Annotated in this window: 8 protein-coding genes; 7 read left to right on the top strand and 1 reads right to left on the bottom strand. The window is 68.4% G+C overall.

Annotated elements, in window-relative coordinates; translation table 11 throughout:
• Positions 1–217: 217 nt before the first annotated feature.
• From ACMZPQ_RS20335 to ACMZPQ_RS20305, 7 genes are all read left to right on the top strand, one after another.
• Complete coding sequence (locus ACMZPQ_RS20335; protein WP_197580606.1) at positions 218–649, top strand: DUF2946 domain-containing protein; 432 nt, start codon at positions 218–220, stop codon at positions 647–649.
• Between the two features lie 72 nt (positions 650–721).
• Positions 722–2,785, top strand: a complete 2,064-nt coding sequence (locus ACMZPQ_RS20330) for a TonB-dependent copper receptor (protein ID WP_197580605.1) — start codon at positions 722–724, stop codon at positions 2,783–2,785.
• A gap of 270 nt (positions 2,786–3,055) precedes the next feature.
• The gene (locus ACMZPQ_RS20325) at positions 3,056–4,162 is read left to right on the top strand and encodes an efflux RND transporter periplasmic adaptor subunit (protein ID WP_197580604.1); all 1,107 of its coding nucleotides are present in this window, start codon (positions 3,056–3,058) and stop codon (positions 4,160–4,162) included.
• Entirely contained in the window at positions 4,159–7,284 is a 3,126-nt protein-coding gene (locus ACMZPQ_RS20320; protein WP_197580603.1) for an efflux RND transporter permease subunit, read from the top strand. Before ACMZPQ_RS20325 ends, ACMZPQ_RS20320 begins: the two co-directional genes overlap by 4 nt.
• On the top strand, positions 7,277–7,816 hold the full coding sequence (locus ACMZPQ_RS20315) for a GNAT family N-acetyltransferase (RefSeq protein ID WP_197580602.1): 540 nt from the start codon (positions 7,277–7,279) through the stop codon (positions 7,814–7,816). Before ACMZPQ_RS20320 ends, ACMZPQ_RS20315 begins: the two co-directional genes overlap by 8 nt.
• Positions 7,817–8,071: 255 nt before the next feature.
• Positions 8,072–9,592, top strand: a complete 1,521-nt coding sequence (locus ACMZPQ_RS20310) for an alanine/glycine:cation symporter family protein (RefSeq protein WP_197580601.1) — start codon at positions 8,072–8,074, stop codon at positions 9,590–9,592.
• Positions 9,585–10,418 carry a TrmH family RNA methyltransferase gene (locus ACMZPQ_RS20305; RefSeq protein WP_197580600.1) on the top strand — a complete coding sequence of 278 codons (834 nt, stop codon included), beginning with the start codon at positions 9,585–9,587 and terminating at the stop codon, positions 10,416–10,418. Before ACMZPQ_RS20310 ends, ACMZPQ_RS20305 begins: the two co-directional genes overlap by 8 nt.
• Positions 10,419–10,578: 160 nt before the next feature.
• On the opposite strand, the gene ACMZPQ_RS20300 is transcribed toward ACMZPQ_RS20305, so the two are convergent.
• Complete coding sequence (locus ACMZPQ_RS20300) at positions 10,579–12,000, bottom strand: M28 family peptidase (protein WP_197580599.1); 1,422 nt, start codon at positions 11,998–12,000, stop codon at positions 10,579–10,581.
• Between the last annotated feature and the right edge of the window lie 196 nt (positions 12,001–12,196).

Below are 12,196 nucleotides of genomic sequence, written 5' to 3'. Positions count from 1 at the left end.
GGAGTGTCCGCGGCATGGATGCCGCGGCCAAGCCCCCATGGATGGGTTTACGGCGTCTCCCGCAACCGGACCCACCCCGCCATCCCACGGACTGCCCGCTTTTGACGTTGATGTTGATGTGGATTCTGCGGGTGCAGGGCGCAGCCCTGCCGATAACCCCCCCTCCTGCGACGGTTCGTCGCACGGGCATCCCTGGACCCGGCTCTACACTAGCGGGGTGACCCGCCTGTCCCGCCCGCAGCGCCTCCTGCTCCAGCTCGCCGTCCTGGCGACGCTGCTGATGGTGCTTGCGCCCCTGGTCAGCCGCGCGCTGCAGGTACAGCCGATGGATCATGCGGCAAGGGTGGGCATGGACCACGCCGCAATGGGCCATGCCATGCAGGACATGGCCATGCCCGGGCACGATCACCACAGCGCAACGCCGGCATCGCCCAGCCGCCCGGCCGACCCGCACGCCATGCATGGCGAAGCCTGCGAATACTGCGTATTGGCCATGCGCCTGCTGCCGTGGCTGGCCGTGCTGGTGCTGCTGTTGCCGCTGCTGTGGCAGCCGCGGCTGGCATTCCCGTGGTCGCAACGCGTGCTGCCTGCCGCGCGCTGGCCCGCGCATGCCGCGCGTGGGCCGCCGCGCGTCTCCATCGTCCGCTGATGTCCCTATCGAATCTGCCGCACGACACCTGACCGGGTGCCGTGCGCGCATGCGTACCCTGGAGCTGTTCCGATGAAAATGACTTCCCGCCCCGCGGGCGCCCGTGCGCGCCTGCCGGTTGCCCTTGGCCTGGCCGTGGCTGCGTCACTGGCCCACGCTGCGCCCGCCGAACAGGCGCGCACGCTCGACACGATGGTGGTCACCGCCGCCGCACCCTCGTCGCCCCTGCACTGGGTGACCGATCCGCGCCTGCCGCGGCAGCCGGTACCGGCCAGCGACGGTGCCGATTACCTGAAGACCGTTCCCGGCTTCTCCGCCATCCGCAATGGCGGCACCAACGGCGACCCGGTGCTGCGTGGCATGTTCGGTTCGCGCCTGAACATCCTCAGCAACGATGGCAACCTGATCGGTGCCTGCCCGTCGCGCATGGACAATCCGCTGTCCTACATCGCGCCGGAGAGCTTTGACCGGCTGACCATCATCAAGGGGCCGCAGAGCGTGCGCTGGGGCGCGGGCGCCTCGGCTGGCACCGTGCGCTTCGAACGCGATACGCCCCGCTTCGAGGAACCGGGCCTGCGTGCCGATGCCAGTGCGCTGGTCGGTTCGCGCAACCGCAACGACCAGGTGCTGGACCTGACCCTGGGCAACCCGACCGGCTACGTGCGCGCTAGCGGCAACCGTTCCGAAGCCGGTGACTACAAGGATGGCCACGGTGATGTGGTGCCGTCGAAGTGGCGCAAATGGAACGGCGACGTGGCCATCGGCTGGACGCCGGATGCCGACACGCTGCTGGAAATCTCTGCCGGTGCCGGTGATGCGATCGCGCGCTACGCCGGGCGTGGCATGGACGGTGCTGCCTTCGAACGCACCAGCTACGCCGCGCGCCTCGAGAAGCGCAACCTGCCCGGCGCGTGGGACACGGTGCAGGCCAACGTGTACTACAACGAGGCCGACCACGTGATGGACAACTACACGCTGCGCACGCCGAACCCGCACAGCATGATGCCAATGCCGATGGCGTCGAACGTGGACCGTCGCACCCAGGGCGGCCGGGTCAGTTCCGAATGGCGCTGGCAGGACGTGCAGCTGGTGGCCGGCGTAGATGGCGAAGACAGCCGCCACCGCGGTCGCTTGGGCATGGGCCGCGATACCTACCGCCAGGCGGCGTGGGAGACCGATGCCAACTTCCGCCGCTATGGCGCGTTTACCGAGATGACCCTGGGTGCCGGCACCGACCAACGCTGGATCAGCGGCCTGCGCATCGATCGTGCCAGCGTCCGCGACGAGCGGCAGTCGATCCGCGGCATGATGGGGAACATGCCCAATCCGACCGCGGGCCAGCGCCGCAAGGAATGGCTGGGCAGCGGCTTCCTGCGCTACGAACAGGACCTGGCCGATGGCCTGACCGGGTATGCCGGCCTCGGCCACAGCCAGCGCATGCCTGATTACTGGGAGCTGTTTTCGCCTGACCACGGCCCGTCCGGTGCGCTGAACGCGTTCGCTGGCATCCAGCCGGAGCGCACCACCCAGCTCGACGTCGGCCTGCAGTACAAGGGACCACGCGTGCAGGCCTGGGTTTCGGCGTACGCCGGGCAGATCCAGGACTACATCCTGTTCACCTATCACGGCAGCGGCATGATGGGCATGAGCCAGGCCAGCAACATCGATGCGCGCATCGCCGGCGCCGAGGCGGGGCTGGAGGTGCGCGTGGGCGAGCAGTGGAAACTGGGCGGCACGTTGGCGTACGCCTGGGGCGAGAACCGCGACCAGCAGCGCCCGCTGCCGCAGATGCCGCCGCTGGAAGCCCGCCTGAGCGCCAACTGGGAAGGCCAGCGCTGGAGCGCCGGCGCGCTGCTGCGCGCGGTGACCCACCAGCATCGTGTAGCAGATGGCCAAGGCAACGTCGTCGCCCAGGATCTCGGACCAAGCGCCGGCTTCGCCACGTTCGCGCTCAATGCCGCCTATCGTTTCAGTTCGCAGCTGCAGCTCAGCGCGGGCGTCGACAACCTGTTCGACCGCGCCTACAGCGAGCACCTGAACCTGGCCGGCAGTGCTGATTTCGGCTTCCCGGCCGATCCGGTGCGCATCAACGAACCCGGCCGCAGCCTGTGGATGAAGGTGAACTACCGGTATTGATCCGCTGAAAAAAAACGGGGCCGGATCCCCGCCAGGATCCGCCCCCTGCCCAACGCCCTCCGTCGGGCAGCTTTGACTCTACGATGACAGTGCACCCAATGGGTCGCTGGATACACCCCGACACACGTCGACACCGCGCTCGGCAGCCTTGCACGGAACGGGTTCAAGGCGCTATCGCAGTCACGGTTCCACGCCGGTAAACGCTTGGCACATACCGCTTTTGCAGGCGCTTGCCTACACTCGGCGGCCGTGGATCAATCAGGACCGTTCATGTTGGCTCGTATCGCTTCGACCCTGGCCCTTGGCCTCAGCCTGGCCGTGCTGGCCGGGTGCGCAGGCAAGCAGGAGGCCGCCGCGCGTCGGCAGGGCGAAGCGGTGCCGGTGACCGCGCAGGTCGTGCAGCCCACGCAGTGGAACGACACGCTGCAGGCGCTGGGAACGGCCAAAGCACGCGAGTCGATCAGCGTGACCGCCAAGGTCAGCGAAATCGTCGAGAAGGTGCATTTCGAAAGCGGCCAGCAGATCGCCGCCGGGGCGCCAATCGTGACCCTGCGCGGTCAGGCCCAGGAGGCCGCGCTGGTGCAGGCGCAGGCCACCTTCCACGAGGCCGACCAGCTGTACAAGCGCCAGCGCGAGCTGGCCACCCAGCGACTGGTGTCCAGCGCCACGCTGGATACGCAGAAGTCGATCCGCGATGCCGCCGAAGCGCGCGTGGCACAGATGCAGTCGGACATCGGTGACCGCCGCGTGCGCGCGCCGTTCGCCGGCGTGCTTGGCATCCGCCAGGTCAGCCCGGGCACGCTGCTGACGCCGACCACGGTGATCGCCACGCTCGATGACATCGAGCACATGCACGTCGATTTCCAGGTGCCGGAAGTGGAACTGGCCGCACTGGGCGTGGGTGACAAGGTCAGCGCCACCAGCGTGGCCTGGCCGGGCCGCACGTTCGAGGGGGTGGTCAGCACCGTCGATGCGCGCATCGATCCGGCCACCCGCGCGGTGACCGTGCGCGCCGACTTCGCCAACGGCGACCACGCGCTGCGCCCGGGCATGCTGCTCGACGTGCGCCTGTTCCGCCCCGAGCGCCCGGCGCTGGTGGTGCCGGAAATCGCCGTGGTGCAGGTGGGCCGCGATACGTTCGTCTACCGCATCAAGAGCGACGACAGCGTCGAGCGCGTGGACGTGGTGACCGGTGCGCGCCGGGCTGGCGTGGTCGAGATCAAGCAGGGCCTGGAGGCCGGCCAGCGCATCGTGGTCGATGGCACCGGCAAGCTGCGCCCGGGCCTGAAGGTCGCGGCCAAGGACGCGGCACCGGCCAGCGGTGCCAAGCCGGCTGATGCGCCGGCGCCGGTCGCGGCCGAGGGCCACGGCGGATGAAACTGTCCGACATCTCCATCCAGCGGCCGGTGTTCGCCGTGGTGATGAGCCTGCTGCTGCTGGTGCTGGGCGTGATGTCCTTCACCCGGCTGACCCTGCGCGAACTGCCGGCCATCGATCCGCCGATCGTCTCGGTGTCAGTGGACTACACCGGCGCTTCGGCGGCGGTCATCGAAAGCCGCATCACCCAGGTGCTGGAAGACGCCCTGGCCGGCATCGAGGGCATCGACACGATCAACGCGCGCAGCACCAACGGCCGCTCGCAGGTCAGTATCGAGTTCACCTCCAACCGCGATATCGAAGCGGCGGCCAACGACGTGCGCGATGCGGTCAGCCGCGTCGCCGACCGCATGCCGGAAGAAGCACGCCCGCCGGAAATCGCCAAGGTCGAGAGCGATGCCGACCCGATCATCTGGTTCAACATGGTCTCTTCGACCATGGACACGCTGGAACTGAGCGACTACGCCGACCGCTACGTGGTCGATCGTTTCTCCAGCCTCGATGGCGTGGCCCAGGTCCGCATCGGTGGCCGCCAGCGCTACGCGATGCGCATCTGGCTGGACCGTGACCAGCTGGCCGCGCGTGGGCTGACCACCGGCGATGTGGAAACCGCGCTGCGCAACGAGAACGTGGAACTGCCGGCCGGCCGCATCGAGTCGACCGACCGCGATTTCACCCTGCGCGTGGAGCGCAACTACATCAAGCCCGAAGACTTCGCGACCATCCCGCTGGGCAAGGGCCGCGATGGCTACGTGGTGCGCATGGGCGACGTGGCGAAGATCGAACTGGCCTCGGCCGAACGCCGCGCGTACTACCGCAGCAACGGCGAGCCCGGCATCGGCCTGGGCATCGTCAAGACCTCCACCGCCAACTCGCTGGACGTCGCGCGCACCGCGCGTGCCGAGGCCGAGCGCATTGCGCTGACGCTGCCCAAGGGCACGCAGATCTTCGTGGCGTTCGACAACACCACCTTCATCGAAGCGGCCGTGGACCGCGTCTACGCCACGCTGGTCGAGGCGATGATCCTGGTGCTGGCGGTGATCTGGCTGTTCCTCGGCAGCTTCCGCGCCGCACTGATTCCTGCAGTGACGGTGCCGGTCTGCCTGGTGGCCGCCTTCATCGCACTGTATGCCTTCGATTTCTCGATCAACCTGCTGACCCTGCTTGCCCTGGTGCTGTGCATCGGCCTGGTGGTGGACGATGCGATCGTGGTGGTGGAGAACGTGCAACGCCGCATCGACCTGGGTGAGCCACCGCTGGTGGCCTCCAAGCGCGGCACCACGCAGGTCGCCTTCGCGGTGATCGCCACCACGGCGGTGCTGGTGGCGGTGTTCCTGCCGGTCGGCTTCCTGGAAGGCAACACCGGCCGCCTGTTCCGCGAACTGGCGGTGGCGCTGGCGGCAGCGGTGGCGTTGTCCGCGTTCGTGGCGCTGACGCTGACGCCGATGATGGCCTCCAAGCTGCTCAAGCCGCACACCGGCCAGGCGCCGCGCGGCCTGCATGGCTTCATCAACCGCAATCTTGAACGCCTCGCCTCGGGCTACGGCCGCGTGCTCGACCACCACGTCGACCGGACCTGGATCTACCTGCTGGTGATGGTGGCTGCGCTGGCCGCCAGCTGGGGGCTGCTGAAACTGCTGCCCTCGGAACTGGCGCCGGCCGAGGACCGCGGTTCGTTCCAGATCATGATCGACGGCCCGGAAGGCGCCGGCTACGACTACACCGTGCAGCAGGTACAGCAGGTGGAAGCGCTGCTGGCCCCGCACGTGGGCGCGGATAAGACCATCGCCCGCGCCAACCCGCGCGTGCCCGGCGGCTTTGGTGCCAGCGAGGAAATGCACACCGGGCGCGTCAGCATCTTCCTGCAGCCGTGGCGCCAGCGCAGCGAGGCCACTCCGGACGTGGCCAACGCATTGCAGAAGGAACTCGACACCATCCGCGGCGTGCGCGTGCGCACGCAGGTGGGTGGCGGGCTGGTGCGCAGCGGCGGCCAGCCCTTCCAGATCGTGCTGGGCGGGCCGGAGTACGCGGAAATCGCCCAGTGGCGCGACCGCGTCCTGCTGCGCATGGCCGACAATCCCGGCCTGGTCGGCCCCGACTCGGACTACAAGGAAACCCGGCCGCAGATGCGGGTGAACATCGACCGCCAGCGCGCGGCCGACCTGGGCGTGCCGGTCACTGCGATCGGTTCTGCGCTGGAAACCATGATGGGCTCGCGCCGCGTCACCACCTTCGTCGACAACGGCGAGGAGTACGACGTGCTGGTGCAGGCCGGCCGCGATGGACGTGCGAGCCCGGCCGACCTGGCCGCGATCCGCGTGCGCGCCACCTCCGGCGAACTGGTGCCGCTGTCCAACCTGGTCACCCTGAGTGAAGTGGCCGAGGCCGGTACCCTGAACCGCTTCAACCGCCTGCGCTCGATCACCATCACTGCCGGCCTGGCGCCGGGTTATCCGCTGGGCGAGGCCATCGCCTGGGCGCAGAACGTGGCCCGCGAAGAGCTGCCGCAGTACGCGCAGGTGAACTGGAAGGGCGAATCGCGCGAGTACCAGAGTGCCGGTGGCGCGGTGCTGCTGACCTTCGCGATGGCGCTGCTGGTGGTGTACCTGGTGCTGGCCGCGCAGTTCGAGAGCTTCATCCATCCGCTCACCATCATGCTGACCGTGCCGCTGGGCGTGCTCGGCGCGCTGGTCGGGCTGTGGGTGAGCGGGGGCACGGTGAATCTGTTCAGCCAGATCGGCATCGTCATGCTGGTCGGCCTGGCCGCGAAGAACGGCATCCTCATCGTCGAATTCGCCAACCAGCTGCGTGACGATGGCCGCACGGTGCGCGAGGCCATCATCGAATCGGCGATGGTGCGCCTGCGCCCGATCCTGATGACTTCGATCGCCACCGTGGTCGGTGCGATCCCGTTGGTGGTGGCCGGTGGCCCTGGCTCGGCCAGCCGTGGCACGATCGGCATCGTGATCATCTTCGGCGTGACCCTCTCGACCTTCCTGTCGCTGTTCGTGGTGCCGGCGTTCTACGCGCGGTTGGCGCCGTATACCCGTTCGCCGGAAGCGGTGAAGCGCGAACTGGAGAAGCAGGAAGCCGAGTCGCCGTCGGTGGGCGGCCATGCCTGACCCGGCGCAGCGCCTGTACGGCGACGGCTTCGTGCTGAGGCCGTGGTGCAGCGACGACCTGGACTCGTTGCTGCGCCACGCCAATGACGCCGAGGTCTCGCGCGGCCTGCGTGACCGCTTCCCGTACCCGTACACGCGCGAGGATGGCGAGGCGTTCCTGGCCGGCCGCGTACTGGCGCCCGGAACGCTCAACCTGGCCATCGAGATCGACGGCCAGGCCTGCGGCAGCATCGGTGCCCAGCCGGGCAGCGCCGAGCGCGCGCATATGGCTGAACTGGGCTATTGGCTGGGCCAGGCCTATTGGGGACAGGGCCTGATGACCCGCGTGGTGGGTCTGTTCGCCCCCTGGGTGATGGACGAACTGCGCCTGTTCAGGCTGCAGGCCGGGGTGGTCGATTTCAACCTCGGCTCGGCGCGGGTGCTGGAAAAGAACGGCTTCCAGGAGGAGGGCGTCGACCGCTGTGCGGTCTACAAGCGGGGCGAGCTGCACGACCTGCGCCGCTTCGCCCGGGTGCGCACGCAGCTGCCCTGAGCGGCTTGGGAAGGGGAGGGGTAGAGTCGACTGTCAGTCGACTATCGCGCGCAGCGCGGGCTCTTCTGCAACCGGGACCAAAGGCAGTCGACCAACAGTCGACGCTACCGGGCGTCAGCGCGGCCATCCCACCAACCCCTCCCGCAGCCCCCCATTGATCCGGCGCTACCGCAGCGGCCTTCGATCAGGGAGAATCGACCGGTCCCCTCCAGCCGACGGGACGTCCTTACAACCCGCCGACTGGAGAGAGCGCGCGTGGAAGCTACCGTACATTTCATCAACAGCATCATCTGGAGCAAGGCACTGATCTTCATGTGCCTGGCCGCCGGCCTGTTCTTCAGCCTGCGCACCCGTTTCATGCAGATCCGTGGTTTCCTCGAGATGTGCCGCCTCACGGTCAAGGGTGAGAAATCCGACGCCGGCGTGTCCTCGTTCCAGGCCCTGGCCATGTCGATGGCCGGCCGCATGGGCATCGGCAACATCGCCGGCGTGGCCACCGCCATCGCCTTCGGCGGCCCCGGTGCGATCTTCTGGATGTGGGTGATGGGCTTCCTCGGCGCGTCCACGTCGTACGTGGAATGCACCCTGGCGCAGATCTACAAGACCAAGGATGCCGAAGGCCGCTACCGCGGTGGCCCGGCCTATTACATCGAAAAGGCGATGGGCCTGAAGTGGTACGCGCTGGCCTTCGCCATCGCCACGATCATCGCGGCCGGCTTCCTGATGCCGGGCGTGCAGGCCAATGCCATCGCCGACAGCATCATCAACGCCTGCCGCGGCACTGCGCTGTGTGGCCCGCTCGATGGCCAGGCCTTCGGCATGGAGTCGGTGCAGGCGCTGAAGCTGGGCATCGGCATCGTGGTGGCGCTGCTGCTGGGCGTGGTGATCTTCGGTGGCGTCAAGCGCATCGCCAACTTTGCCGAAGTGGTGGTGCCGTTCATGGCCGCCGGCTTCATCCTGATGGCCATCGTCATCATGATCATCAACTACGACCGCGTGCCGGAAATGTTCGGCATCATCTTCAAGAGTGCCTTCGGTACCCACGCCGCGTTCGGCGCGATGATGGGCCTGGCGGTGGAGTGGGGCATCAAGCGCGGCATCTATGCCAATGAGGCCGGCCAGGGTTCGGGCCCGCACGCGGCGGCGGCCTCGGAAGTCTCGCACCCGGCCAAGCAGGGTTACGTGCAGGCCTTCGCCATCTACTTCGACACCATGATGGTGTGCACCGCCACCGCGTTCCTGATCCTGGCCAGCGGCACCTACAACGTGTACTCGCCGGCAGGCGCCAGCGCCCCGCCGATCTTCCAGGGCCTGGCCGGTATTCCGGAAGGTGCCGGCTACGCGCAGGCCGGCGTGGAAGCGGTGCTGCCGGGCTGGGGCTCGGCGTTCGTATCGATCGCCATCTTCTTCTTCGCCTTCACCACCATCATGGCGTACTACTACATGGCCGAGACCAACCTCAGCTATGTGAACCACAACAAGAAGCGCCCGCTGACCGTGCTGCTGCTGCGCCTGGGCATCATCGGCATGGTGGTGTTCGGCGCGTTCCACAACGCGACCCTGGCCTGGGCGCTGGGCGACATCGGCGTGGGCCTGATGGCGTGGCTGAACATCATCGCCATCCTCATCATCCAGAAGCCGGCGATGCTGGCCCTGCGTGATTACGAACGACAGAAGAAGCTCGGCCTCGATCCGACCTTCGACCCCGATGCCCTGGGCATCAAGAACGCCGATTTCTGGCGTCAACGCAAGCTGGAGTTGTCCCGTAGTGAATGATCCCTGGAAAAATGCCCGCCGCCCGTCGTCGCGACCGCCGCGGGCCACCCCGCTGCCACCGCGAGAGGGCGGCACGCCGCCGCCGCCGGGGCGTGGCAACGACGAACTGCGCCTGTATGGCTGGAACGCCGTGCAGGCCCTGTTCGACAAGCGTCCGCAGGCGCTGCGCAAGCTGTACCTGGTCGAGGCGCTGATTCCGCGCATGCAGCCGGTGCTGAAGTGGTGCGTGGCCAACCGCGTCGGCTATCGCGTGGTGGAAGAGGGCGACCTCAACAAGCTGGCCGCCACGACCCACCATGAAGGCCTGGTGGCCGATGTACTGCGCGCGCCGGTCGTGCCGCTGGCGCAGTGGCTGGTGGAACTGGGCGAGGGCCCGGCGCTGGCGTTGTGGCTGGATGGTGTCGGCAATCCGCACAACTTCGGCGCGATCCTGCGTTCGGCCGCGCACTTCGGCGTCAAGGCGCTGCTGCTGCCGGCCGGCAGCACGCTGGCGCTGTCCGGTGCGGCTGCACGCGTGGCCGAAGGCGGCGCAGAGTCGGTGCCGCTGGTGCAGCTGCCGGACACCGCGCAGGCGATGGCCCAGCTACGCGAGGCGGGTTTCGGCCTGGCCGCGACCCTGGTCGAGGGCGGGGACGACGTGTTCCGTGCGTCCCTGCCAGACCGTCTGGTGTACGTGATGGGCGCCGAAGGCGAGGGCATGGACCGCGGCCTGGCCGCGCAGTGCGATCAGCAGGTCTCCATTCCCGGCAGCGGCGCCGTTGAGAGCCTGAACGTGGCCTCGGCCACCGCCGTGCTGCTGGCGCAGTGGGCCAGCCGTCGCGGCTGATCCCGTATCCGGGGTGGCATGATCGGGGTCGGATCCCTCGCCGCAGGCGAGGGCTCTGACCCTGCCGGTTCCCGCTGCAGGATCTGCCGTGGTGGGTGCGAACCTTGGTTCGCACCGCTCCTGCTGCCGCGCTCGCCGGGCATGGCCCGGCGCTACCGCATCACTCGTTCGGCGGCGTGGTCGCCTTGGCCTCGCTGCCGAAGCTGCCATCGGCTTCGGCGGCCAGGTAGGCGAACACGGTGTACGCGGCCACGTTCTGCGCCAGCGCCTTCGGATCGATCTTGTCCAGCGTGTCGTCGGCGGTGTGGTGCAGGTGGAAGTAATCCGAGCCATCCTGCGCCAGCCACGCCCACGCACCGCCCTTGGCGGCCAGCGGGCCGACGTCCGGGCCCGGGCCGCCATTGTCGGCCTGGTACTCGATGCCCAGCGGCTTCATCACTTCGGCAATCTGCTTCGTCGCTTCGCGCGAGCCTTCCGGGTTCGGCGAACCGGTATTGAAGGCATAGATGCGGCCGGCACCGAAATCGCTCTCGGCGGCGAGCTGATGCAGGGCCACGTCCTTGGCGTGCGCTTCGGCGTAGGCCTTGCCGCCGTACAGGCCCTGTTCCTCGTTGGCGAAAGCGATCACGCGGATGGTGCGCTTCGGTGCCTGCTTGAGCTGGCCGATCAGGTGGCCGGCCGCCATGGTGATGCCCACGCCCGCGCCGTCATCGACCGCGCCGGTGCCCAGGTCCCACGAATCCAGGTGACCACCGATCACCACCACTTCCTTGGGCAGGCTGCGGCCGGTGATCTCGCCGATCACGTTGTACGACGTGGCCGTGCCATCCCAGCCGCAATCCAGCGCGACCTTCACCGTGGTGCTGCCACGGGCCAGCAGGCGTGCCAGCTGGTCAGCATCGGGCACCGACAGTGCCGCTGACGGCACCGGGGTCAGGCCTTCGTCAAAGCGGGTGATGCCGGTGTGCGGCACGCGGTGCGAGTCGGTGCCCGCCGAGCGCATCAGGAAGCCGACCGCACCCTTGCGGATCGCCTCGGACGGGCCCTTGCTGCGGATCGCGCCGCCACGGCCGTAGTCGCGGCCATCGCGGAACGGCAGCATCTGGTAATCGACGAAAGCGATCTTGCCCTTCAGCGAACCGGCCGGCGCGGCCTGCAGCGCGGCCAGATCGGCGAAGCGCACCACCTCGGCTTCCACCGTGCCGCCCGGGCTGCCACCCAGGGCGGTGATCTGCAGCGGCTGCGGGTTCTTGCCGGTTACCGCGGCATGTTCACTGCGACGTTCCCACTTCGGGAAGGTCACCGGCTCTTTCCACACCTTGTCGAAGCCGAGTGCCTTGAACTTGGCTTCGGCCCAGGCCACGGCGCGCGCGTCGGCCTCGCTGCCGGCGATGCGGGGGCCGATCTCGGTGGTCAGCGATTCGACCACTTTCCAGCCGGTGTCATCGGCCAGTGCCTGGTCGCGCAACTGCGCGGCGGTGGCCAGCGAGGCCGGCGGCAGGGTAGTGGTGTGCGGCGCCGCGAAGGCCGGAGCGGCCAGCAGGGCAAGGGAGGATGCGATGGCAAGGACGCGGCGACGCATGGGCAACTCCGGAAGGGACCAAGCCTTGGAGCTTAACAGTCGTTCAGGCCCGCGCATGGGCGGGAGGTCATGGCTGGCGCGAACGCTGTTTTCCGCCATGTCCGGCAAAGCGAAAGCCCCGCGAGGGCGGGGCTTTCGGTAGTCGCGGTAGCGCCGGCCGCTGGCCGGCACCAGGGGTGTTCCGACGTTGCCGGCC

This window comes from Stenotrophomonas maltophilia (genome assembly GCF_047497515.2).
Taxonomy (GTDB): domain Bacteria; phylum Pseudomonadota; class Gammaproteobacteria; order Xanthomonadales; family Xanthomonadaceae; genus Stenotrophomonas.
The sequence above is the reverse complement of the archived record's forward strand: the minus strand, read 5'-3'. Positions and strand labels throughout refer to the sequence as shown.

Coding starts and splice junctions, on each gene's coding strand:
- ACMZPQ_RS20330 (WP_197580605.1), top strand. CDS start 722: ATGAAAATGACTTCCCGCCCCGCGGGCGCCCGTGCGCGCCTGCCGGTT.
- ACMZPQ_RS20325 (WP_197580604.1), top strand. CDS start 3,056: ATGTTGGCTCGTATCGCTTCGACCCTGGCCCTTGGCCTCAGCCTGGCC.
- ACMZPQ_RS20320 (WP_197580603.1), top strand. CDS start 4,159: ATGAAACTGTCCGACATCTCCATCCAGCGGCCGGTGTTCGCCGTGGTG.
- ACMZPQ_RS20315 (WP_197580602.1), top strand. CDS start 7,277: ATGCCTGACCCGGCGCAGCGCCTGTACGGCGACGGCTTCGTGCTGAGG.
- ACMZPQ_RS20300 (WP_197580599.1), bottom strand. CDS start 12,000: ATGCGTCGCCGCGTCCTTGCCATCGCATCCTCCCTTGCCCTGCTGGCC.